The following is a 24,649-nucleotide window of genomic DNA, read 5'->3' on the forward strand; positions in this document are numbered from 1 at the left end:
AATATACATTGAAGCTCTATTAAATTGGTTAATGTTCACAAATAGTTATTAACGAAAAAGTGTTTAAAAAAAGTCGGAATTGAATCGTATTTATTCTGCTTTTTTGATTTCACTTCTGGGTCCGATTCCATTGTTATTAAATGCTTCAATTTGGAAATAATAAACATCCGAACGATCTAAACCATTAAAATAATATTCATTTTTGCCATAAACCATAATGGAACCGTATAATTTGTCCGGCGATTTTCCAAAGTAAATTACGTAACCATCTGCCGCAGGTTCTTGTTGCCACTTGAACCAAACATTTCGTCTTTCACCTTTAATTTTTGGAGCAGAACGTAAGGGTACAAAATTTTGAACATCCTTTGGTTTCTCTCCTGAACCTTTTCCGAAGGCTCTGAATCCACTTAATGCAAATTTTCCGGTTGGCATTCCGTAGTTTTCCAATTTTAAAAACCTTGCTTTTACTGGAGTTTGAAATTCAATGTATTCGTGCGGAACATCTTTGGTGCTTTTACTTTTATCAACAATAATTTTCCAATTTTTACCATCGTTGGAAGCATATAAAATGTATTTATGACCGTTAGTTTTCTCAGGTTTTCCCATTAATTCAGCATCTTGATCGGCATAATTGATTTGTATGGCGTTCACAGTGCTCATTTCGCCTAAATCAGAAATGATAAATTCGCCTTTATTGGCTGTTTTAGCACTCCAATACGTTTTAATATCTTCATTCACGGCAAAATTTGCTTGAAATCCGCCTAAAGTTGAAGAAACTTGTACCGGTTTATTGTAATTGAGCAACATCCAACCTGAAAAATGTTCGTTTAAGTGATTTTTATTTTGAGATGGTAAATAAGTTGGATAGTCACCGTATGCCGTATTACTATACATCACACCATCCTCATCAAAACCGGATGGCCAGATTCCGATACGGCGTTCGAAATTATTTTTCACACAGATTCCAATCGTGGAAACGTGCCAATATTGATTGTTATTGTCTTGATACGTTCCGCCATGCCCTGCTCCTCTTGCAAATCCGCCCGGCTTATAGGAAAATGGATTATGTGGTTGGTATTTGAAAGGTCCAAGTGGATTGTTTCCCACATACACACCATCAGCATATCCACTGAATTCAGTTCCCGGAGCTCCGTATTGCAAATAATATTTATTGTTGTGTTTGGTCATAAAAGCACCTTCGGTAAAAGGTTGCAAAAAGGTGTTATCGTTGTTCTCGCCAAATCGTTCCCAACCATGTTCATCATCATTTAATGCTAAAACAGGAACGGGTTCGCCTTCGGGTTGAAAAGTTTTTCTATTTAATTTCAATCCATATAACGGATATAAATTACTGGAACCGTAATACATATACACCTCATCTTTTTCCTGATCCCAAAAAATTTGTGGATCCCAAGCTCCTGCTTGATGTTTGTGAACCAATTCTTTCCAATCATCAATTTCCGGATTTTTACTCATCCACAACGGAAATTCTTTTGAGTGTGTTGAACCAATTACTAACAACGTATCATTGACAAATGACAAAGAAGGAGCACATAATTCGTCATACACTTTATGTTCCGGACGAAGAAATTTTCGAGAAACAAATTCCCAATTCAGCATATCATCGCTGTGCCAATAACCCCATTGATTGGTTGAAAAAAGATAATACTTTCCTTTGAAAAATGTAATTACCGGATCGGCAGTAGCTCTGTGTTTTCCTTGCGTAACAAAATTTGGAATTGGACAATATCCGTAATCAATACTAATTGGATTACAATAGGTTTTTTGTTGGGAAAACGCAGAAGTTATTCCCATCAAAAAAAATAATATGATATATAGGTTTTTCATATTTAAAAATTTAAAAAAAACCCTTTGAAAAGCTCAAAGGGTTTTCAAGTAAACAAAAACTCAATTATTTAACTAACTCAAATTGTACTTTTTCGGTAGTATTTGAATTTGTTCCGATGAAAACGTCGAACATTCCCGGTTCGGCTACAAATTCTAAATCGTAATTATAAAATTTTAAATCTTCTTCGGTAATTTCAAAGGAAATGGTTTGCTTCTCCCCTTTTTTCAAAAGTATTTTTTGGAAACCTTTCAATTCTTTTACCGGTCTTGTTACAGAACCAACAATATCGCGAATGTAAAGTTGAACTACTTCTTTTCCGTCATAATTTCCGGTATTGGTAACTTCAACAGAAGCAATAATTTTACCGGCAGGAGACATTTTAGTATCCGAAATTTTTAAATTAGAATAGAAAAAAGTAGTATAACTCAATCCATATCCAAACGGATATAAAGGTTCATTACGCTCGTCTATGTAAGTTGTTTTAAATTTTTCAAACTTTCCTTCTTTATTTCCTAAAGGTCTTCCGGTGTTTTTATGATTGTAAAAAATTGGAATTTGTCCGACACTTCTTGGAAAAGTTGCTGTTAATTTTCCGGATGGATTTTCATCCCCAAACAATACATCTGTAATCGCATAACCTGCTTCTGTGCCCGGAAACCAAACATTTAAAATGGTTGAAACTTTTTGCTCTTCTTCCACCATAACCAAAGGTCTTCCTGTGAATAAAACCAAAACAACCGGTTTTCCTGTTTTTAAAAGAGCATCTAATAATTCTTTTTGAACATCTGGGATACCTAATTCGGTTCGACTACTTGATTCACCACTCATTTCAGATGATTCGCCAATCGCAGCTATAATCACATCGGCTTGAGCAGCAACTTGCAAAGCTTCATTTAGCAATTCTTCTTTGGTTCGATTGTCGCGGTTTAATGTTTTTCCGAACATAGTTGCTCTTTCTTCATAAGCAGCATCAGCAACCAAATTACTTCCTTTTGCATAAATTACTTTGGCTGATTTACCTAAAATTTCTTGCATTCCTTTGGTCAATGAAACAGCACTTTCGTGTTTAGTAGCAACACTCCAAGTTCCCGGCATATTTACTGAATTATTTCCGAGTGGACCAATTACAGCGATTGTTCCCGATTTTTTTAAAGGCAAAATTTCTTTTTCATTTTTTAGTAAAACGAAGGATTCTGCAGCGGTTTTCCTTGCTTCTGAACGATGAGCTTGTGTGAAAATATCTGTTTTATTACGTTTTAAATCACAGTAACGGTAAGGATCTTCAAATAAACCCAAATCGTATTTTGCTCCTAAAATTAAACGAACAGCATTATCAATTTGTTGAACAGTTACTTTTCCTTCGTCAACCGATTTTTTTAAAGTGGATAAAAATCCTTCACCTACCATGTCTAATTCAATTCCTGCGTTTAATGCTAAAGCTGAAACGGTTTGCAAATCACCCATTCCGTGATCGGTCATTTCCGGAATTCCGGTGTAATCTGTCACAACAAAACCGTTGAATTTCCATTGTTTACGAAGTACATCGGTCATTAACCATTTGTTTCCCGTGGCCGGAATTCCGTCAATTTCGTTAAACGAAGCCATCACCGAACCAACTCCTGCATCCACAGCAGCTTTGTATGGAGGGAAATATTCGTTATACATTCGAATTCTACTCATGTCTACGGTATTATAATCTCGACCAGCTTCAGGAGCACCGTACAAAGCAAAATGTTTTACGCATGCTAAAATGGTATTGTTTAGTGACAAATCATTTCCTTGATAGCCTTTCACCATCGCTTTAGCAATTTGGCTTCCCAAATAGGCATCTTCTCCGGAACCTTCTGAAACTCTTCCCCAACGAGGGTCGCGGGAAATATCAACCATGGGCGAAAACGTCCAATTAATTCCGTCTGCACTGGCTTCTTTGGCGGCAATTTGAGCACTGCGTTCAATTAAAGGCATGTTCCAAGTACTTGATAATCCTAGTGGAATTGGAAAGGTGGTTTCGTATCCGTGAATAACATCCATTCCAAAAAGTAATGGAATTTTTAATCTGCTTTTTTCAACAGCTATTTTTTGAACTTCTCTGATTTTGGAAGCTGTTTTTATATTAAATAATCCTCCAACTTTTCCTTCTTCGATATTTTTAGCTACATTGGAACTGTTGGCTTGACCGGTTGTAATATCGCCAGAGGTGGGTAAGTTTAATTGCCCTATTTTTTCATCTAACGTCATTTTGGAAAGTAAATCTTCGATAAACTCCGATTTAGAAACAGGAGCTTTGGTTTTATTTCCTTTTTGAGCAAATAATGAGGTTGATATAAGGAGTGTTAGGACTATTGATTGTATTAATTTCATGTTTCTATTTTTTAATCTGTTGGAACATCCATTCGTAAATTGCAGCGTTATTGTAAACTCTGGTCCAACTGTCGTGATTGGCGTCATCAAAAATTGTTAATTCTAAATCTTTTGAACAGCCTTTTAATTTTTTGTAAATGGTGATAGAATAATTTACATCCACTACATCATCTACTAACCCATGAAAAATTCGGGTTGGAATGTTTGCAATTTTGCAATTTTCAATCATCGGAACTCGATCTACAAAACCACAAATTGGGACTAAAGCGGCAAAAGTTTCAGGATGAGCAAAGGCTAAATTCCAAGCTCCCCAAGCTCCCATGCTTAATCCGGTGAGGTAAATTCGATTTGTATCAATCTGATTTTCTTTAACTATTTTTTGAATTAATTGATGTAAAGATTCTGACTCCCAATACTCATTTTCAGGACATTGTGGAGCTAAAATAAAAGCATCAATTGAATTATTTTGAATGTACTTTAATGGTCCGTGTGATTTTACTTTTTCTAAATCAGTTCCTTTCTCGCCTGAACCGTGTAAAAAAATAATAAGTGGTTTTTTCGACTTAACTTTTTCGGGTTTATGAAGAATGTATCCATATGAAACTTGCTTTTTAATTTCGGTAGAAAAGTTTCCTTTTAATTCTTGTGAAAAAAATTCAAAAGGAAAAAATACTAGTAAAATTAAAAGAAGTAGCTTTTTCATACGATAAAAATTTAAAATCCGTGTTGACTTGACGAAAATCCTAAGTTTTGAAGTCCAGTACGAACTTCAGGTGCTTGCATAAACAAATTCCATAAAAATCCGGTTCTATGGTTTTCAATCATAGGAACAATCGTTCCTTGATCGATGGCAAGATAACGTTTTGTATACCAATTGTGATGAGGCGAAAATGCATCGTAAGGCCCGGCAACTCCAATCAAACGGTCTTTCCATTCCGGGTTTTCATAAAAGTATCGCAATGCTTTCATTGATTCTTCCGGTGTGTAGGGAAATGAAGATAAAGCAGCTGTTGGTGTAATCACTCCTCTGTCATTTCCGGGTTTATGGTCTGTATATCCAACTGTACCATTCGAATTTCGGGTATAACCAGCAGTTAATCCCCAACATTCATCGCTATAGCCATCAAAGTTCCCTGGATTTGCTACGCAGTAAGCATGCATAATTTTTGTATGGTTTTGAGTAAGTTCCCAATAATTAGCATATTGGTCCGTTAATCCGCGAGGATCTAATCCTAAATAGGAATAGTGTGACCAAAACATAGGACCTACAATCGAAGCTCCGTTGTAATTAAATATTTTTGGAATACCATAATTTGAAGCCGAAGTCACAATGTTTCCATTTCTTGCCCAAGCTTGATGATATGCTTCATTTGGAATTGGATGTGTTGGCGATGAAGCTCCCATAATGTAGGTAATCAAACATTCGTTGTAACCTTCTAATTTAAAATTCAATTGCCATTCGTAATCCGGAGACCAATGCCAATACATTGCATTTTCTCCTTTTGTGTACCAATCCCATTCAACACCTTTCCAAAGATCATCTGCTTTTTGAGCTAATGCTTGTTCTTCCTCTGAGCCATCTTTAAAATATTCGCGAATGCAAATTAAAGCTTGACACATAAAAGAAGTTTCCACAATATCTCCACCATTATCAATCGTTCCAAAAGGTATAGTATTTCCGTTTGCTCCGTTTATCCAATGGCTCCAAGCACCATGAAATCTATCTGCATTTTCAAGAAAAGTCAATGCAGTTTGCAAACGTCCGACGGCTTCACCTCTAGTTACAAATCCTCTTTCAATCCCTACCAAAATAGTCATTAATCCAAAACCTGAACCACCAGTTGCTACTAAATTAGCATCTACATGAGACTCTTCCACGTGATAACGTTCGCGTGCTAATTTTGAATTCACTTCGGCATAATTCCAGAAATATTTAAAAGCATCTCTTTGAGCTAAATCTAAAATTTCTTGATCAGTCATGGGAGGAACGAGTACAACATCATCTTCTTCAACAACCACGTCATCATTATTTTTTGAACATGAGCATGAAATGATAAAAAATTGTAGTATAATTAAGATTCTAAGTAGATTATGCATGGATTTGTGGTATTTAGTTGTAAAATGATTGAAAAAAAAACCTAACAGAATAAATCCTGTTAGGTTTTCCGAATGAAAACAATTTATCTTCCTGCTTTTTCAAGCTCGTATAAAGCTCCAATTTCAGCTTGTGTTAATGTTTTATCATAAAATCTTACTTCGTCAACTTGACCTTTTAATGCTTTATTCCAAGCATCAACATTAGTTCCGGCCACTACAGTTTCTAAAGCTCCAATAACTGGTCTTGTAGGTGTAAAGTGATTCAACAAAAATGCATCTCCTCCATTTCTAACTTCCCAAGCAGAATTGGAAATTTTTACACCATTTACATACAATCTATTTGTTGCAGAAGGACCATCATACACATATACAATATGTGCCCATTGACCTCCAATTTTGTTTGCATTCCAACTATGAGTTGCATCCATCCAATCTTCTTGTTTCAATACATTTACTGCATCTCCACCGAAATCTGTTCCGTCTTCTTTTTTAATTCGGAAAATTCCTTTTAATTGGATTGAATCACTTGATGTTAATCCATGAGTTTCACCGATTAAATTTAAATTTCCAAAAGGTTCATTAGATCTAGTTAATGAAAAGATTGGAGAAATATGACTATCACTTTCTGGTGTTAATCTTGTATTAGTAATTTTAGCCCAACAGCTTATAGATGCACTTCCAGAAGTTGCACTCAAAGCCGCAATTGATGGATATGCTAAGTATCCTTCGTTAAAACTTGCGCCTTGTCCTTTAATTCCTGTAACGTAGGTTGTTGCTACAATAGAAGATGGTGCAGTACTAGAAATACTCTCAATTCCGTTTCCATCAAGAGGCCAATACGCTTTTAAGGCACTTGCTGCTACTTCATCTGCATTATTATAACCACCGATTGGCGGTAATGATGGACCTGAATCGTCATCTCCACAGGAAATAATAGATGCTCCAATAAACAGCATCGCGATTGTTTTCATAGTTAATTTAATTGTTTTCATAATAATAATTGTTTAAATGTTTAATATTAAAGGTTAATTTATTTTTAATAACCGGGATTTTGAGTTAACAAACCTCCACTAGCAATAATTTGATCATTTGGAATTGGGAATAATTCGTGCGTCCCTATGATGAATGTTTTTCCATCTGCGGCCATAGCACTTGATGCTGTTCCTGTTCGAACGATATCAAACCAACGGTCGTGCTCCATTGCCATTTCCCAACGTCTTTCGTTTAAAATGGATTCAAGTGTTACCGAGTCAACAGGATCTAAACCTGTTCTAAGTCTGATTTCATTGATTCTATCTTGAGCTTCGCTTGTCATTCCGATTTGAAAACCTGCTTCTGCTCGTATCAAAAGAATATCGCTGTATTTGAGAATTCTGAGATTTTTGGCTGTTTCACCTTTATCATCATTCCAAGATTCTGCTAAACTACTATGGTAGGCTTTGTAATTATACCTAGGATTATTCCACGTATTAGGGGCAACAAATCCATCCCATAACACCGACGGGACAAAAATTACTGTGGCCTCTTTTCTCACATCTCCCGGCAAATAGGAATTTACTAGATTTACCGATGGAGTATTGAAACCCCAACCTAAATCGGGCGTTCCTCTTGGTCCTTGAACATTTGTATAATCACGAATTCCTTTTGTTAATGTCGCTTGAACTTCAAAGATTGATTCAGACTGGTTTTCACCAATTTCTCGCCAAACATGTGCGTAATCAGCTAGCAAAGCATATTGACCGGAAGTAATGACTTCACCTGACATATCATAGGATTCTTGCCATTTTTGTTGATATAAATAGGCTTTTGCTAATAAAGCTTGAGCAGCTCCTTTTGTAGCACGACCTAAATCATTGGGTGAATATTGTCCTCTTAGGGGAAGTTTTTCAATGGCATCAGCTAAATCCAACTCAATTTGAGCATAAACTTCTTGTTTTGATTTTCGAATAAATACAACTTGATTGATTGTTTCTGAATCATTGATGTCAATTTTTTCAACAATAATTGGTACTCCACCAAAACATCGGACTAAATCGAAGTAAAACAAAGCTCTTAGAAATTTAACTTCTCCAATTAATCTATTTTTTAAGACCGGATCAATCGTCAATAATTCGAGATAATACAATGCGTTATTTGCTCTGTAGATTCCGTCATATCGACCTCTCCAAACATCATTAAATGAAACATCTACAGCAGAAAAAGTTAGATTATCCATTTTATGTTTATCTGTTCCTGTGTCGGTAGGAGTTGAACCTTTATCAGCATCATCCGATGTAATACTGGTTATTCCAATCCAAGGAAATGAATACATATTGTAATCTAATAATTTATTATAAACACCATTTACTAATTGAACAGCATTATCCGGATTATTCAAAAAATCAAATTCCGTTTGAGCATTATTAGGTTCTACATCTAAATCATCTTCACATGATAAAACGAAGATTGAGATGAATAAAAGGCTTATTATATTGAATTTCATAGTGCGATTCATGGTTATATTTTTTTAAAAACTAACATTAAGTCCTAATAAAAATGATTTATTGGTTGGATAAGCGTCTAATTCGATACCTGAATTACCTAAGGGATCGGCGTTATTTCCTCCCGCTAATTCAGGAGAATATCCAGTAAATTTTGTGAAAATAAACGGGTTAATTGCCGTTACATAAAGACGAACTCTATCTATTTTTTCATAAAACTTTGGAAATGTATATCCAACTGTGATATTATTAATTCTAAAGAAAGCTCCATCTTCAATATAATAGGTTGAAGAAATAGGGATGGTATTAAACGGAAGTGGATTTTCGGCATTTGGATTGGAAGGAGACCAGAAGTTTTCCAATACATCAAATTCTACATTTTCTCCTCCAAAACGTTGTGCTTTTTTACCGTTATACAATTTATTTCCACCAACTCCGTATGTATCAACTGAAAAATCAACATTTCTGTAATTACCGCCAAGGCTTAATCCGTAAGTATAAGTTGGTAAATAAGAACCTGCAACTACACGTTCATCGCTGTATGTAAAAGCTCCATCTCCATCAATACCTGTAACTTCATACACATAAAAGCTTCCTAAAGCTTCGCCAACTAACACTTGTTTTGTCCATTGACCGTTGTTAATACTTCCACCAATATAATCGGCAAAAAAAGCATTGCTGACACTAGTTAGTTCATTTTTGTTATAGGATATGTTTCCTGAAACCCAATATCTGAGGTTATCGTTTATACTATCATCCCAACGTAGAGAAAACTCTACACCTTTATTACTAACATCCCCTGTGTTAACGGTTACTCGATCAGGAGAGAGAACAGTTGGTAATGTAACCGGAAGAATTACATTTTCTGATTTTCGATCATAAACATCCAAAGCACCGGATAATTTATTATTTAAAGTTTTAAAATCAAGACCAAAATCAATCTCTTTCATAGTTTCCCATGTTAAATTCGGATCTACTTGATAAGGTTGATTACTTCCCGGATAAATAGTCTGATCGGCTCCAAAAGCATAATTAAATCCTGCTGCAAATACCGGAATATTTAATGCGTTTAAAGTATTTCCATTTCCTACTTCACCATAACCACCTCTTAATTTCAAGTAATTCAAAATTTTTGAATTTTGCATAAAATTTTCATTAGAAATTACCCAACCTGCTGAAACTGCTGGAAAATTCCCCCATCTTTTAGAATCTTGAAAAGCACTAATTCCTTCTCTTCTAAGTGATGCTGTAAAAAGGTATTTACCGTCAAATTCATAATCTACTCTTCCAAAATAGGCCAATGATACTAAAGGAGTTTGTCGAAGATTTGAAACCACAGCACCTGGAGCCGTTTCTTCGTTATAAGATGAAAGATCTAACGACCAATAATTTGATTGTACGGGAACATTCCAACGTGTTCCATTTAAATTTTCGGATATATTGGATGTTGTTCTAGACATACCGGCTGTAACGGTCACTTCATGTTTGTCAAATACTTTTTGGTAGGTTAAAAAATTATCCCAATTCCAACGATAAGAATCTCCTCTACGTTGTTGTAAAATATTGATTGGAGCATTCGGTGAATAATCTTCAATTCCTAAAGTCGCATTTTGAGAAAGCCAAATTTCTCGACTTGGTGTAAAACTATATCCTTTAGACCAGTCAAAAGTGGCTCCAAAATTAGAGGTAAATTTTAATTCATCTAAAATTTTCAATTCGGCACCAACTGAACCAAAAAGAGTTAAATTTTTATTTTTTTCATTGGTGTAGAAAAGTTGTGAAACTGGGTTCCCAACATTGTTAAAGCGGTCACTACCATTTATGTCAATGAGTCCAGTTTCCGGATTTCTTAACGGTACTCCCCATCGACCGTTATCAAATCGAACCGGCACAATGGGTGATTGCTTATATGCATTAGTGAAAGCACTTAATGGTTTTGGTGTATTTCCAACAATAGAAATATTAACTGCTTGCGAAATTTTTAATCGGTCATTTAAAAGTTTAAATTCATTTCTTGAGTTAATGTTTGTTCTTTCAAATTGAGTACCATTCAAAATTCCCTTTTCTTTATAATTCGTAGCTCCAAAATAATAGTTTGCATTTTCGCTACCACCTGAAACTGAAATATGATTACTCATTACTTCACCTGTATTGGTAATCTCATCTAACCAATTCGTATCATACGGTTGATCAAAATTAAAATATGAAGAAGAACCTTGAGCTGTATTGTTGTAATAGGCAAAACGATAAGAATCAGACATTTCAACCTCTCTTTGAATAAATTTTTGTCCGTAATACGAATCAAAATTTACTTTCATCGTTCCTTTTTTACCTTTTTTTGTCGAAATAACAACCACTCCATTTGATCCTTTTTGACCATAGATAGCTAAGGAAGAGGCATCTTTCAAAATATCCATTGTTTCAATTTCGTTAGGACTCAAGCCATTTAAACTGGATGCTTCTATACCATCTATAACATATAATGGATCTCTTCCTCCCAATAAAGTTCCTAGACCTCTAATTCGAATGGAAGGATTTGCACCAGGTTCATCATTAGTAACAATATTAATCCCCGCAGCTCTACCTTGAATAGACTGAACAGCGGATTGAGCCGGCGTTTTAAGAATATCTGCAGATTTGATTTGTGAAACTGAACCAGTAATTGAACCTGCTTTTTTTGTTCCATAACCTACAACCACTACTTCATCCAGATTTTGATTTTTATCGTCTGCTAAGGCAACGACCATTCCTTGACTTGCGGAAACTGTTTTCTTTTCAAAACTTAACATAGAGAATTGAATCTCGTCTCCCGGTGATGCTTTTACAGTAAAGTCACCATCGAAATTGGTTACTGTATTTTCTTGTGTTTCTAAAACTAATACAATTACATCAGGTAATGGCATTCCATTTGTATCTGTAACTTTACCCGAAATTTCCTGTGCTTGTAATAAGGATTGAAAAGTTAATGCAACGAGTATAAAAATATACCTTGTCATAATAGATGAAAGTTTATTTGTGTTAGTGTTGTAAAGATAGCAACTAAAACGTTGTAGTAACTTATAATATTTCACTACACTACTACATCAAAACTTATTAAAAAATATATAAAATATTGATTTACAAATTTTTGTAATATTAAATTAATAACATCAATACATCGTAAAAAAAGCAGTTTGATGTAGTTTTGATGTGTTAATTATCATCAAAAAATTAAATTAAATACTGAATAAAGAATAATTCTATCCTAACTTTTATAAATTAATCATAAAGTTAGATAAATTTTCATCAGAGTTTAAATCCAATTTTTTTCGTAATCGGTAACGATGAAGCTCAACTCCGCGATAAGAAATATTCATCAACGGAGCAATTTCTTTTGAAGACAAATTCATTTTTAAATAAATGCAGAGCTTGATGTCTTTTGAAGTAAGATTAGGGTATTTTTTAGTTAAACGATGAACAAATTCTTCGTGGCTTTGAAAGATGTTTTTCTCAAAATTTTCCCATTCCTTTTTGTTGATGGCATTAACTTTAATTGATTTATTAATTTTATTTTTTAATTGATTTAAATCGGACTCTGTTTCCAAAATACGCTTAATCGATTCAATCATCTCCGATTGTTTGGCTATGGATAATGATTTTCCGGCTACTTCGGAAGCCTTCGTTTGTACTTGAATTTCCAAAATATGCTTTTCATATTCTTGTAATTTCAATTTGTTTTCAGCTTCCAACTCTATTTGAAGGATTTCTTTTTGATGTTTTAATTCTTCTTCTTTCAATTTTAATTTTTCTTGGTACCGAACTGTATTCCATCGATAATAAAGAAAAAATAATATTGAAATAAATAAAATGTACACTAAAATCATCCAAACTGAAAGATACCAAGGCTTGGCTACAAAGAAATTAAATTTTGAAATTAAATTAAATTGTTCGCCATCGTAATGAAAAATTGCTAATTTTTGAATGCCACTTGATAAATTATTTAAAACTAGGTTTCCATTTTGAATGGGCAAATAATCTTTAGAATCATTTAACTGATAAAATAAACCCGCACGATTGTATCCGAAATATTCAGAAATAACATTTATTTCAACTGATTTATTATGTTTTACTGTAGCGTTTTTTTGAATATTTTCTCCTTGGCTGAAGGCTTCAATAGTAACATTTTGATTTTTTATTTTTGAATTCTTAAGTTGGAATGTAAAAAAACCATCATCTAAATTCATAATCAGTTGATTATTATCTCTGAAGACTTTTGTGTCTTGATTGATAATTTTTCCTTCGTAATATTTTTCCGGAATCAATTCCCAAATAAATTTATCTTCAATTTGATGAATTACATAGAGAAATTTATCTTTCAAAACGATAAAATTTTCATCATCAATTGGAACAATTTCTGAAATTGAAGAAAAATTCGAATTAAACAATTCATTTTTAACAAGTTTGTCCGTTAAAGAATTGTATTGATACCAAGTTGTGTCTATAAAAAATAAAATTTCACTTTTAAACTGAAACAATTTTACTTCAAAATCATTTTCAATTTTATTCTTTTGCGTAATGTTTTCAATTTTATCAAGTTTGAAATCCGGTTTGAATTTTATTCGATATAAACTCCTATAATTATCAACCGCCCAAATTTCGAGTGGCTTAATTTGTACAATGTTTTTGATTGGTTTGGTCAAATTTTGAACGATTTGATAATCACTATAATCCGTTGGAATATTATACATAACAATCCCTGAATAATTAGCTTGGTATATCTTTCTGTCCAAATCACTTTTTAGAATTTTCCAACCGCCGCTGACTTGGTTTTTTTTAATCAATTGATTTCCGTCATAAACAAATGTTCCATCATTATGACCTATAACAAACTGATTATCAATTTTTTGAATGTCCCAAACTTGACCTTGAGAATTTGGGATGACTTCTAATTTCTTATCTTTATAATTAAAAACACCGTGATTGGAACCTAATAGATAACCATTATCCGTAAAAGAAACCGAATAAACAGAACCCAAAACACCTGTATTATCTGAGAAAATAGAATATGGCGAATTAATTTCGATGTGTGAAATTCCGTTATCCAATCCCAACCAAATATCATTTTCCTTATCAAAACCAATGCTGAGCACGGAATTGTTTTTGAGCGAATTATTTCGACTAATATTTCTAAAAGTATTTCCCTCAATATCAACCAAATATAATCCCCTAAAAGCTGTTCCGATGGCTAATCGTTTCTCATCAATGAATTTTGCTGTAATGATAATTTCATTTTTAAGAATGTCATTCAGCGAACTATTCCAAGCTACTAATTGATTGTTTTTTTGAATAAAAACACCGCTTTTTTGGGTAAAGAAATACAGTTGATTTTGACTTTTATCGATGGAATGAACAACGTTGTTTTCGAGTAATTTCCATTGCTCAACTTTTGCAAATGACTTATTTCGAAATTCGTAAATTCCGTTTTTTACGGTCGCCAAATACATTTTATCATCAATTACAAAACAATAGGAAATTTGAAATGGAATTCTAATTTTTTCGATATTTTTTCCATCATAAACAAATAATTCATTGAAGGATTGAAAGTAAATTTTCCCCTGAAATTTTACGATTTTCCAGATTTCCTCATTATTAGAATAACCGCTAAAAAGGTTTTTTCCTTTTGATAATGAATGATAAATCATTTCGCCTTTTTCTCTTTCCCAATAACCAAATTCGGTGTAAGAACCGCTGTAAATTCGGTTTCCATCAGAAAAAACAGATCGTATGATGGTTTTGTTTGGTAAAATATATTTGTCCCACTTTACGCCATTATATCGTAAAAAATAATGATTATTTGCAAAATACATTGCATTATCACTTCCTTGCGTAACGCTCCAAACCTGATTGTCACCATTGTAATTTAACTTGGTGAAATTTTCAACAAACGGTAGAAGTTCCTGAGAAAATACATTCAAAGAAAAGAAAAGAAAAAACAAATACTGAAATCTAAATTTCATGCAAGTAGCTATTATTTCTCAAATGTAAAAAACAATTCGGACTTAAACACTACTTGCAAAACCTATCTATTTAACAGAAACTAAATTTTCATCAACATATTCTTGTAAGTACGCAAATCGAGGAGTCAATTTTCCGTTTTCGGTAATTTTTGCCCGTTGAAGAATTCCGTCTTTATCACCATTAAAAAAGGATGGAATGACGTGTTCCATAAACATTTCGCCAAAGCCTTCACTGGCATCTTTTGGCAATTCACAAGGCAAATTATCCACACTCATCACCATAATAGAGCCAGGATGCGTATAGGAAACTTCTTTGTGTTCATAAGGCAAGTATCCAAAGAAAGGATCGGCAATCGTTGATGCTTTTATCGTACAAGCAATCGGTCCGTCAACATCACAAGAAATATCGGCTACGACTTTTATTTTAGAATCTTTCGCTTTTAGCATTTCTTGAGTTAATATATAAGGAGCATCATTTCCATAAAAATGACCGGTTATGAACACATCTGATACTTTTGTGAAACGTTCAAAATCAGAAACATATTCTTTTGGGTTTGAATAAAAATCTTGATTATCTAATTTTTTTCCGTCTTTTCGTTTATTATAATCTAATACATCAAGTTGCACATAAACGGGTTCAGAATAATTTTTGTTTAAGAAATTTTCGACTGAAACTTCTTTGATTTTCATTCCGTCTAAGATTTCCTTTGCTCCCATTCCTACTTTACCTTTTCCAGTTAGTACAATTTTGATGGGTGGTAAAACTTGTCGTTTTAGTTTTGCAATCAATTCGTCTTTTCCTTTTAATGTTTCTGCTTTTGGTAAAGTAAATAATTCATACTTAATTCCAAAACCACGAAAAGCATTGTAAGTTCCTACAATTCCGGCATAACGACCAAAACCAATTAATCGTCTGTTTTGAGCATCAACAATGGTTTCGTGATCATACAATTCGATGTTTTTAGCTAAAATTGCTTGTAGTAACTTTCGGTTATGAACTTGCTTTTTGATGGTATGAGAAAAGAAAAAGTACTTCTTATTGGGAATTAAAGCATCCACTGGAACTTCTTTAACACCAAGTAAAACATCGCAATCTGAAAGATTTTCCGTTACTTCAATTCCTAAAGCAACATAATCTGCATCAGGAAAAACCCTAATATCTGATGCTTCTACCTTTATTTTGGCCTCAGTAAATTGTTGTTGTAACCGAACCAATTCTTCGGGTGTAAAAACAACTCTTCTGTCTGGCGGATTTTTGCGTTCTTTGATGATTCCGAATGTCATTTGTGATATTTTTATAGCAATTTTTAAAAATTGTTTCAAATATAACATTTCTGATTTATTTAGACAAGTTTTATTTATGACAATTTTTCATGTATATTTGTGGTCTGGTTTTTGATTTAAGTTAGGTGTTGCCGATAACTGATAACATACAACGGATAACAGAAAACAGAAAAAAATGGGGTCGACCGGTTTTGACAGCGGGTGGAACTAAACGGTAAGCACGTCGAGCATTGGACATTTGGCTCGTAAATATCAAGGTTCACAACTTATAAACGGCGAAAATAATTACGCTTTAGCTGCTTAATCTGAATTATAGTAAGATTTGCCTCGTTCCTACTAGGTAGGAAAGCTGGATTCTCCTCAAAAGCCTTGGTTTGTGGCGTTTGATTCAGGAGAACTGTAAAAATAAACCTAGGAAGGGTAAAGCTTTAAATCCCTTCTGACAACTATAAAGCTAAGCAAGAAGTGGCAGCCTTTGGCCTTGCTTTTTGTCGAAAACTCAATCAGAGGATAAACGCGTAGAAAGCTCTTTGGTTGCTTGTTTGGACGAGAGTTCGATTCTCTCCGACTCCACATTTTAATTATCAAATTAAGCTAAAACCCTATAAATCGTATGATTTACAGGGTTTTTTGTTTTTACTACTATTCAAATTATTCAATTAATCGTTTTTCATCGGTGCTAAAATCGGTGACCCACAAAAAATTCAATTTTAGGGACACCGAATTTCTTGTCAGCCCAATGATAGCAAGCAGTTCAAAAGATGAACATCTTGTATGAAAAAGAATAAAAAAGTAATTTGATAACATAATTTGGTCACCACAAAATGAAACATAAACTGTCAATACTTTTCTTCGTGAAAAGTTCTAAAGCAACAAAAAGCGGATTAGTTCCTATTTATCAAAGAATAACCATCAACGGTGCAAGAATAGAATTAAGCACTTCAAAATTTGTAGAAAGATCAAAATGGAATGCTTCTGCAGGTAAAATTAAAGGAACCAATGAAGAAGCAAGGCTAATAAATAGTCATCTTGATATTCTCAGAAGCAAAGTGTATGAAACTGAAAATTGGATGATTAATAACAGTCAGGATATTAATGCACAAACTTTCAAAAATAAATTTCTTGGTGTTGAGGAAAAACAACGGCAGCTCATCTTAATCTTTGAAGATCATAACAAGCGTATGAAAGAACTAATTGGATCTACCTTCGCTAATAATACCTTCAAAAAGTATGAAACGACATTGAGCCATATTAAAGAATTTCTAAAAGTTCAATACAATCTAAACGACATTTCAATTAAACGGGTTGACATAGCCTTTATAAATGACTTTGATTTCTTCTTACGCCATACAAAGAAATGTAACAACAATTCTACCATTAAATACATCCGAAATTTTGGAAAAATAATTAAACAATGTTATGTAAACGGTTGGTTAGAAAGAGACCCAATGCTCAATTACAAGGGAAAGGTAAAAGAAATTGAAAGAGTCTATTTAGCTCAGGAAGAGATTGAGTTACTTTTGAATAAAGAATTCAAAATAAAACGACTTGAATTAGTAAGAGACATGTTCCTATTTAGTTGCTTTACCGGATTAGCCTACATTGATGTGTATAATCTAACTAATTCAAATATAATCATCGGAATTGATGGCGAAAAATGGATTTCAACAAAAAGACAAAAAACAGAAAGTCCTTCCCGAATTCCTATCCTACCGGTTAGTCAAATGATTATTGATAAATACGAAAACCATCCACAATGTAAAAATGAAGGTAAACTCCTCCCTATTCTATCCAATCAAAAAATGAATGCTTATCTAAAAGAGCTCGCCGATGTTTGCGAGATCGATAAAGAATTAACTTTCCATATCGCCAGACATACTTTTGCAACTATTGTAACATTAACTAATGGTGTTCCTATAGAATCGGTGAGTAAAATGCTTGGACATAAAAATATTCGTACTACGCAACATTATGCCAAAGTTTTGGATAAAAAAGTGAGTGAGGACATGAAGATTTTGAAAGATAAGTTCCTAATTAATATAATCTCAAAAAAAGCAAATAATTGATCTCATATGCTAAAATTAAGTAAACTTAAGTTCAGTTAAAACTCATTGTTTGATAAAAAATGATTACTGAAAAATGCTAAATTAATTTTCATATAAACTATTCAAGAATATCAAATTCTATAAAAAAGATTTGAAAGAAGTTACCTTTTCTTCTGTTTCAGAGCATATATGGAAATATGTCTCATCTGCTGCTACAACGATTTGGCTAAAATTAATGGTTTTTCAACCAGCTGAATATTAATTTGTTATGCTTTTTTAAATGTCTTTAATTTTTTTAACAAAACACAAAGCAACTTATTCTACATATTCTCATCTGAAATGGAGCTATCAAAAAGAAAAATATATGAGTAACCTAAAAAGTGTTTTTTTAGAAACACATAACATCAGAAATCTATATTCCGGTTTTGGACAATTCAATTTTAACTTAGCTAAAGCATTAAGTGCCGAAAATGAATTTCTTAAAGAACATAATGTAGTACTTAATTGTAATAGTGATAGTGCCAAAAAAGAATTGGGTAAAAAGCTACATTATAACAAATATTTTCCAATCACTAGGTATCCGCTATTTCGTATTAGGGAAAAATATAGTTTATGGCACTCTGTAAATCAAAATACAAAAATTGAACCTTTTTCAAATGATATCCCCTATCTATTAACTGTACATGACGTTAACTTTATCGAGGAAGATCATGGTAAACGTTTGGACTTTAGAATCAACCAATTTAAAAGTAAAATTGAGCGGAGTCGTTCCATAGTTTATATTTCAGAGTTTGCTAAGAAAAGTACCCACGAACATTTTAAAATTCCGAACATTCCTGAATACGTAATTTATAACGGCAATACATTTAATGATAATTCTATGATGAGTGACAATAACTCTTGTACCAATTATATACCCACGAAACCTTTTATATTTTCGATTGGGAAGTTAGTTGAAAAAAAGAATTTTCATACCCTTGTTGAAATGTTAATGTTTTTACCTGATATTGAGTTACTCATCGCAGGAGATATGAATACTGCGTATGCTGAAATGATAAAAGAAATGATAATAAAATATCAGTTTGAGAAAAGAGTCTTTTTAGTTGGTACAATTACAGAATCCGATAAAAGATTTTATTATAAAAATTGCTTGGCATTTGCATTTCCTTCGTTAAGAGAAGGTTTTGGATTGCCTGTTTTAGAAGCGATGACCTATGGAAAACCTGTGTTTTTATCCAAATACACATCATTGCCAGAAGTTGGAGGTACTAAGTCTTTCTACTGGGATAATTTTGATGCTCAATATATGGCAACTGTTTTTCTTGAGGGATTAACTACGTTTGAAAATAATAAAGAGCTGTTTACTTCTGAATACATCGCCCGTTCACAACAGTTTACGTGGGAAAATGCAGCTAAACAATATATAGAAGTATATAAAAGCATTTTATAAATTATCGAAAATAATATCATAGTTCCCTAAAAAATAAAAAAATCTCTTTAATGAAGAACTTTAAAAGATTCCTTAAGTATCTTATACCCTACAAAAAAATCCAAATTCTAAGCATTTTTTTTAACGTACTATATGCCCTTTTTTCTTCCCTTTCAATGCTTTCTTTACTACCTATGGTCAAAGTCCTTTTTGATGATGGAGAAAAGTTGAGAGTGAAACCGGAATTTAATGGGATTAGAGATTTAAACTTAAACTACATTGAAAACTATCTTAATTATTTTATTACTACAACAAAGGATGCAAACGGTCCATTAATTACTTTAATTACCATTGTAGGCTTCGTATTAAGTACATTTTTACTAAAAAACTTTTTTAATTATCTGTCTATTTTATATATGACGTATTTAAATAACGGCATTTTAAAAGACTTAAGACAAGATGTTTACAATAAAGTAATCACATTGAACGTAGGTTTTTTTTCCAATGAACGTAAGGGCGACTTGATGGCTAGAATGACCTCGGATATACATACCATCAAAGTTTCTTTTATGAGTATTTTGATGATGGTAAGAGAGCCTCTGACTATCTTTTTTACACTAATAGGTATGTTTGCTATAAGCTGGAAACTAACCATTTTTGTATTGTTATTTATTCCTTTGTCCGGATTTTTAATTTCAAAAGTGGGAAAAAGTATTAAAAGTCAGTCTGGGGATATCTTTGCTTTAGAAGGTGGTTTGTTATCCATTATAGAGGAAACGTTGGGAGGTATAAAAATCATCAAGAATTTTACTTCAGAACCTTATTTTTCAAAAAAGTTTAATGATTACACCGAAAACATTAATACACTAAATAATTCTGTTGGTAAAAAAATGAGTTTATCAACGCCGGTAAGCGAGTTCTTGGGAATTTTTGTTATTTCTATTTTGCTTGTCTATGGAGGAATGTTGGTGCTTGTGGAGCAATCGCTTAGTGGCGGAGCATTTATGGCTTATATGGGTTTAGCCTATCAAATTTTAACACCAGCTAAGGCGATTACTAAGGCTCATCACGCACTTCAAGGTGGAAATGCTGCTTATGAAAGAATTGCATTTATTTTAGACGCCGAAAATCCTTTAAAGGATAAGCCAAATGCTAAGGTCATTACAGGTTTTCATAAAGAAATAAAGTTTACCAATGTTTCTTTTAAGTATAAAGAAGATTACGTACTAAAGAATTTTAACCTAACAGTTCCCAAAGGAAAAACTGTGGCATTAGTTGGAGAGTCCGGAAGTGGTAAATCCACATTGGCCAATCTGGTGACACGTTTTTACGATGTAAATGAAGGTAGTATTACTTTTGATGGCGTCGATATTAAAGAGGTTACTTCAAAATCCCTACGGCAACAGATGGGAATCGTAGCCCAAGATTCAATTTTGTTTAATGACACAATCGCAAATAATATCTCATTAGGTATTGATAATGAAAATGAAGAGAAAATCATAAATGCAGCAAAAATTGCTAATGCACACAACTTTATTTCAGAGTTTCCAAATAAGTATCAAAACAATGTTGGAGATGGTGGTAGTTTATTGTCTGGCGGTCAAAGACAACGTATTGCTATTGCCAGGGCTGTGATGAAAAACCCACCCATTATGATTCTTGATGAAGCCACTTCAGCATTAGATACAGAATCTGAAAAGTTGGTACAAGAAGCACTTGAAAATATGATGGAAAACAGGACGTCTATTGTGATTGCACATAGGTTATCAACCATTCAAAATGCAGATTTGATAGTTGTTCTAAAGAAAGGTGTAATTGTAGAAGAAGGCACCCACCAAGAATTAATAAAAATGAACGGAACATATAACAAATTAGTATCACTTCAATCATTAGAAGTAAATTAAAATTCCAAAAAAATGAAATCTAATAAAGTAGGACTTAATATTGTCGGATATACAGACGCAACTTCTGGGTTAGCAGAGGCAGTAAGGTCAAATATTTATGCCGCTGTAAAAAGTAAGATACCACTTAACATCATCAATTATGAAAAGGTTAAGCATAATACTAATTACAAATATAGCTACGAATACTCCATAAATTTAGTACAGATTTCGTTAAATGATCTTGATCGATTCTTTAGTGTCATTGAACCTGATTTTTTTAACGATAGATACTGCATTCTTTGCTTAGTATGGGAATCTGAGCACATTCCTTCAAATCTAAAAAAAACAATAAATCTTTTTAATGAGATATGGACACCCTCAACCTATGTCAAAGAATTACTTCAAAATGCATATAACGGCCCAATTATAGTGGTTCCGCATCCGGTAGAAGTCAATCTGAAACCGATTGAAAGTCAAAAAATTCAAAATTTTTTTGACAATAACAAGTTTAGCTTTCTCTTCATATTTAGTTATCATAGTTCGATAGAGAGAAAAAATCCGTTTTTCTTAATAGAAGCTTTTTCAAAAGCTTTTAGTGATAATGACGATGTGGAATTGGTTATCAAAACTTCTGGAGCTGAAAAATATAAACAATCCGAGAGAAGCTTGCACCAATTTGCTGCTACAAAAAATAATATTAAAATTTTTAATGTAGATCTGGATAAAAATAGTGTTAGTCACTTAATTAATGATAGCGATTGCTATGTGTCTATGCATCATTCCGAAGGCTTCGGATTAACTTTAGCTGAAGCGATGTCTTTAGGGAAGCCCACGGTAGCAACTAATTATTCAGGCAATACTGAGTTCATGAATGAAAATAATAGCTTTTTAGTTGATTTTGAACTTGGTGCAATAGTGAATCCTGACATAAATTTTTCTTCCAAAACAATTTGGGCTAATCCGTTACTACATGATGCTATTAACAAACTAAAGGAAGTTTATGAAAATAAGGTGGTAAGAGGTCAAAAAGCAACAAATGCTAAATTATATGTCAAAGAGAAGTTATCATTTGATACAGTAGGCTCAATCATGAAGGATCGACTCAATTACATCTATAATAACCTAGAAGATTTATCGATTAATGATAGACGTCAAGCCTATCTATTGAATCAACTACAACAGGCAAAATCTGAAATTGCACAACTTCAAAGAGAGATTCGCAGAATGAAAAAAAATGTAGTTATAAAATCCGTTCTTGTCATTAAAGATTCAGTACGAACACTAAAAGGAAATAAGTAGTTTTTATCTAAAGAAAAACCCTCCGTTTTTTTGGGCAAACTTCAAGGAATAACAAACAACATCCTTTGAACTGTTGACCGATTCCTGTCCCTCTTTTAACTGCTTATCCACCTTGGGAGATTTAAAATACAGCCTCAAAGCACAAATAGATTTAGAAAATAAAAAATTGGCACTATCCGCATCGGTTTCATTACCATATACCAATCGGAAGACATTCAGTATCGGCTCCCAAGCATGTTCCTTTTGCTTACTCATACTATTTTTGTTTTAATTAGGATGCAAAGTTCAAATAAAAAATAGTTTCGGATGTGTTCAAATCGGGGTTTGTTGTGTTCAGGTTTAGGGTTATGCTTTTTGTTTGCAACTAATGCTAACTTGAATTCGTTTAAAAAGCCCATTCAAATGCTTAACCAAAAAACAATTCCTTTTAATAAAATCATCAAGATATATTTCCAATTTTACAACCGCTTATAATGCTTTAAAAATGGTCTTATTGTTCCCAATACATAAAGCCTATTTTTAAGTACTTTCCACATCTTAAGGCCAAAACATTTGATTAAACGCCATAAAAAAGTCTTACGTCAGCACTAGCCTGTTTAATGCATTTTTGTCTTGATTATACTGTTCTAAATCAAATTTAGTATCAGAACACGTTACAAAGCTCTAGTTTTTAGTAGCAGTGCCTTTCATTTGGTCATATCTTTATTTTAATTAAACGAAGCCCTAAATTCCAAAGGCGTTAAATTTGTTTTTTGTTTAAATAATTTACTGAGCGATTGCGGGTGTTCAAAGCCCAATTCATAAGCAATTTCACTAACGGAAAGATTAGTAGTACTTAATCTTTCTTTAGCAAAATCAATCATTTTGTTTTGAATATGCTGTTGAGTGTTTTGGTTGGTGTGCAGCCTGAGCAATGTTCCCAAATAATTAGGCGAAATATTTAGTTGTGCTGCGATGTTAGTTACCGTAGGAATGCCATTTTCAAATGGTTTTTCACTTTTAAAATAGTTTATCAAAACTTTTTCAAAACGTTCCAATAACTCGTAATTTGATTTTTTTCTTGTAATGAATTGACGTTCATAATATCTTTCAGCATAAATTAGAAGCTGTTCGATTTGTGATAGTATAAGTTCTTGACTAAACTTATCAATATTTGATTGATATTCCTGCTCTATTTTCAAAAGAATTTCAATCATAGTTTTTTCTTCCTTTTCCGATAAGAAAAGTGCTTCATTAATAGCATATTGAAAGAAGTCATATGATTTTATTTTTTTTACCAAATTTGAGTTCCATAAGAAATCTGGATGGATTAGCAGTAACCAGCCCGATGGTTTTACATCAACTTCTTGGTTTATTTCTATTTTTAAAAATTGTTGCGGAGACACAAATGTTAGCACCCCAGAATCAAAGTCATACAACTGCTGGCCATAATTGAATTTAGCATTTACATTTCTTTTCAGACCAATAGAATAAAAATTCTGTATCCATTTTAGTTCACTATCGTTAACAGGATAAGTAACTTTACTATAGTCTATAAGACTTATTAATGGATGTTCTGGCTTAGAAAGATTACAGAAGGTGTGGAATTCTGATAACGAATTAAATTGATAAGCTCTACTCATACTACAAAATTACAGGATTAATTCTTTTTATACAAAATCATTCCGGCATGGTATAAGACACCATCTATAAATTCACCATCTGCAACAAAGCCAGTATAGTCCTTGTAATCAATATGATTACCTTTAATTTTATAACTCCCTTGGTAAGCATTTTCACGATTGCCACGAGCTTCAACATAACGGTTACTTGTTAATAATTCATGCCGTATGTGTTCATCTGCTGTAACCCACATGCCTATATATTCTTTCGTTTCTTCAATAGTAGCTTTCATTTTTTTTCATAAGATTTAATATATTTTGGGGC

General features: G+C 33.0%; 16 protein-coding genes and 1 other RNA gene. 5 read left to right on the top strand and 12 right to left on the bottom strand.

The window, feature by feature from the left end:
* Positions 1-90: 90 nt before the first annotated feature.
* The 9 genes from B4N66_RS03735 to B4N66_RS03775 form a co-directional block, all read right to left on the bottom strand.
* Positions 91-1,848 (bottom strand): family 43 glycosylhydrolase, encoded by a 1,758-nt coding sequence (locus B4N66_RS03735; protein ID WP_291092444.1) that lies wholly within the window; start codon positions 1,846-1,848, stop codon positions 91-93.
* A gap of 64 nt (positions 1,849-1,912) precedes the next feature.
* A complete protein-coding gene (bglX, locus tag B4N66_RS03740) occupies positions 1,913-4,210 on the bottom strand; it encodes a beta-glucosidase BglX (RefSeq protein WP_291092446.1) in 2,298 nt (765 codons plus the stop codon).
* A 4-nt stretch (positions 4,211-4,214) separates the two neighbouring features.
* Positions 4,215-4,913, bottom strand: coding sequence for a prolyl oligopeptidase family serine peptidase (locus tag B4N66_RS03745; RefSeq protein ID WP_291092447.1), 699 nt, complete (start codon positions 4,911-4,913; stop codon positions 4,215-4,217).
* A gap of 11 nt (positions 4,914-4,924) precedes the next feature.
* Positions 4,925-6,307, bottom strand: coding sequence for a glucoamylase family protein (locus B4N66_RS03750; RefSeq protein ID WP_291092448.1), 1,383 nt, complete (start codon positions 6,305-6,307; stop codon positions 4,925-4,927).
* A gap of 83 nt (positions 6,308-6,390) precedes the next feature.
* Positions 6,391-7,299, bottom strand: coding sequence for a LamG-like jellyroll fold domain-containing protein (locus B4N66_RS03755; protein WP_291092450.1), 909 nt, complete (start codon positions 7,297-7,299; stop codon positions 6,391-6,393).
* Positions 7,300-7,343: 44 nt separating this feature from the next.
* Positions 7,344-8,789, bottom strand: a complete 1,446-nt coding sequence (locus B4N66_RS03760; RefSeq protein WP_291092451.1) for a RagB/SusD family nutrient uptake outer membrane protein — start codon at positions 8,787-8,789, stop codon at positions 7,344-7,346.
* Between the two features lie 24 nt (positions 8,790-8,813).
* Entirely contained in the window at positions 8,814-11,783 is a 2,970-nt protein-coding gene (locus tag B4N66_RS03765) for a SusC/RagA family TonB-linked outer membrane protein (protein ID WP_291092452.1), read from the bottom strand.
* A gap of 255 nt (positions 11,784-12,038) precedes the next feature.
* Positions 12,039-14,783: a helix-turn-helix and ligand-binding sensor domain-containing protein gene (locus B4N66_RS03770; RefSeq protein WP_291092454.1), complete on the bottom strand. Its 2,745-nt coding sequence runs from the start codon at positions 14,781-14,783 to the stop codon at positions 12,039-12,041.
* A gap of 66 nt (positions 14,784-14,849) precedes the next feature.
* On the bottom strand, positions 14,850-16,067 hold the full coding sequence (locus tag B4N66_RS03775; RefSeq protein WP_291092455.1) for an NAD(P)-dependent oxidoreductase: 1,218 nt from the start codon (positions 16,065-16,067) through the stop codon (positions 14,850-14,852).
* Between the two features lie 177 nt (positions 16,068-16,244).
* Between B4N66_RS03775 and ssrA the strand changes: the two genes are divergently transcribed.
* From ssrA to B4N66_RS03800, 5 genes are all read left to right on the top strand, one after another.
* Positions 16,245-16,643, top strand: a transfer-messenger RNA (tmRNA) gene (ssrA, locus tag B4N66_RS03780).
* 248 nt (positions 16,644-16,891) lie between these two features.
* Positions 16,892-18,133 carry a site-specific integrase gene (locus B4N66_RS03785; RefSeq protein WP_291092456.1) on the top strand — a complete coding sequence of 414 codons (1,242 nt, stop codon included), beginning with the start codon at positions 16,892-16,894 and terminating at the stop codon, positions 18,131-18,133.
* A gap of 343 nt (positions 18,134-18,476) precedes the next feature.
* A complete protein-coding gene (locus B4N66_RS03790) occupies positions 18,477-19,562 on the top strand; it encodes a glycosyltransferase family 4 protein (RefSeq protein ID WP_291092457.1) in 1,086 nt (361 codons plus the stop codon).
* Between the two features lie 50 nt (positions 19,563-19,612).
* Positions 19,613-21,445, top strand: a complete 1,833-nt coding sequence (locus tag B4N66_RS03795; RefSeq protein WP_291092459.1) for an ABC transporter ATP-binding protein — start codon at positions 19,613-19,615, stop codon at positions 21,443-21,445.
* A 12-nt stretch (positions 21,446-21,457) separates the two neighbouring features.
* Positions 21,458-22,723 (top strand): glycosyltransferase, encoded by a 1,266-nt coding sequence (locus B4N66_RS03800; RefSeq protein WP_291092460.1) that lies wholly within the window; start codon positions 21,458-21,460, stop codon positions 22,721-22,723.
* 3 nt (positions 22,724-22,726) lie between these two features.
* On the opposite strand, the gene B4N66_RS03805 is transcribed toward B4N66_RS03800, so the two are convergent.
* The 3 genes from B4N66_RS03805 to B4N66_RS03815 all read right to left on the bottom strand — a co-directional run bounded on the left by B4N66_RS03805 (position 22,727) and on the right by B4N66_RS03815 (position 24,617).
* Positions 22,727-22,978 carry a hypothetical protein gene (locus B4N66_RS03805; protein ID WP_291092461.1) on the bottom strand — a complete coding sequence of 84 codons (252 nt, stop codon included), beginning with the start codon at positions 22,976-22,978 and terminating at the stop codon, positions 22,727-22,729.
* A 452-nt stretch (positions 22,979-23,430) separates the two neighbouring features.
* Complete coding sequence (locus tag B4N66_RS03810) at positions 23,431-24,345, bottom strand: helix-turn-helix domain-containing protein (protein WP_291092463.1); 915 nt, start codon at positions 24,343-24,345, stop codon at positions 23,431-23,433.
* A 17-nt stretch (positions 24,346-24,362) separates the two neighbouring features.
* Positions 24,363-24,617, bottom strand: a complete 255-nt coding sequence (locus B4N66_RS03815; RefSeq protein ID WP_291092464.1) for an Atu4866 domain-containing protein — start codon at positions 24,615-24,617, stop codon at positions 24,363-24,365.
* Positions 24,618-24,649 lie beyond the last annotated feature (32 nt).

The sequence above is a fragment of the Flavobacterium sp. UBA2787 genome (assembly GCA_002352205.1).
In the GTDB taxonomy this organism is placed as follows: Bacteria; Bacteroidota; Bacteroidia; order Flavobacteriales; family Flavobacteriaceae; genus Flavobacterium.

Bases quoted from the DNA above. Each gene is read 5' to 3' on its own strand.
- B4N66_RS03735 (WP_291092444.1), bottom strand. From the start codon at position 1,848: ATGAAAAACCTATATATCATATTATTTTTTTTGATGGGAATAACTTCT.
- bglX (WP_291092446.1), bottom strand. From the start codon at position 4,210: ATGAAATTAATACAATCAATAGTCCTAACACTCCTTATATCAACCTCA.
- B4N66_RS03745 (WP_291092447.1), bottom strand. From the start codon at position 4,913: ATGAAAAAGCTACTTCTTTTAATTTTACTAGTATTTTTTCCTTTTGAA.
- B4N66_RS03750 (WP_291092448.1), bottom strand. From the start codon at position 6,307: ATGCATAATCTACTTAGAATCTTAATTATACTACAATTTTTTATCATT.
- B4N66_RS03755 (WP_291092450.1), bottom strand. From the start codon at position 7,299: ATGAAAACAATTAAATTAACTATGAAAACAATCGCGATGCTGTTTATT.
- B4N66_RS03760 (WP_291092451.1), bottom strand. From the start codon at position 8,789: ATGAAATTCAATATAATAAGCCTTTTATTCATCTCAATCTTCGTTTTA.
- B4N66_RS03765 (WP_291092452.1), bottom strand. From the start codon at position 11,783: ATGACAAGGTATATTTTTATACTCGTTGCATTAACTTTTCAATCCTTA.
- B4N66_RS03770 (WP_291092454.1), bottom strand. From the start codon at position 14,783: ATGAAATTTAGATTTCAGTATTTGTTTTTTCTTTTCTTTTCTTTGAAT.
- B4N66_RS03775 (WP_291092455.1), bottom strand. From the start codon at position 16,067: ATGACATTCGGAATCATCAAAGAACGCAAAAATCCGCCAGACAGAAGA.
- B4N66_RS03785 (WP_291092456.1), top strand. From the start codon at position 16,892: ATGAAACATAAACTGTCAATACTTTTCTTCGTGAAAAGTTCTAAAGCA.
- B4N66_RS03790 (WP_291092457.1), top strand. From the start codon at position 18,477: ATGAGTAACCTAAAAAGTGTTTTTTTAGAAACACATAACATCAGAAAT.
- B4N66_RS03795 (WP_291092459.1), top strand. From the start codon at position 19,613: ATGAAGAACTTTAAAAGATTCCTTAAGTATCTTATACCCTACAAAAAA.
- B4N66_RS03800 (WP_291092460.1), top strand. From the start codon at position 21,458: ATGAAATCTAATAAAGTAGGACTTAATATTGTCGGATATACAGACGCA.
- B4N66_RS03805 (WP_291092461.1), bottom strand. From the start codon at position 22,978: ATGAGTAAGCAAAAGGAACATGCTTGGGAGCCGATACTGAATGTCTTC.
- B4N66_RS03810 (WP_291092463.1), bottom strand. From the start codon at position 24,345: ATGAGTAGAGCTTATCAATTTAATTCGTTATCAGAATTCCACACCTTC.
- B4N66_RS03815 (WP_291092464.1), bottom strand. From the start codon at position 24,617: ATGAAAGCTACTATTGAAGAAACGAAAGAATATATAGGCATGTGGGTT.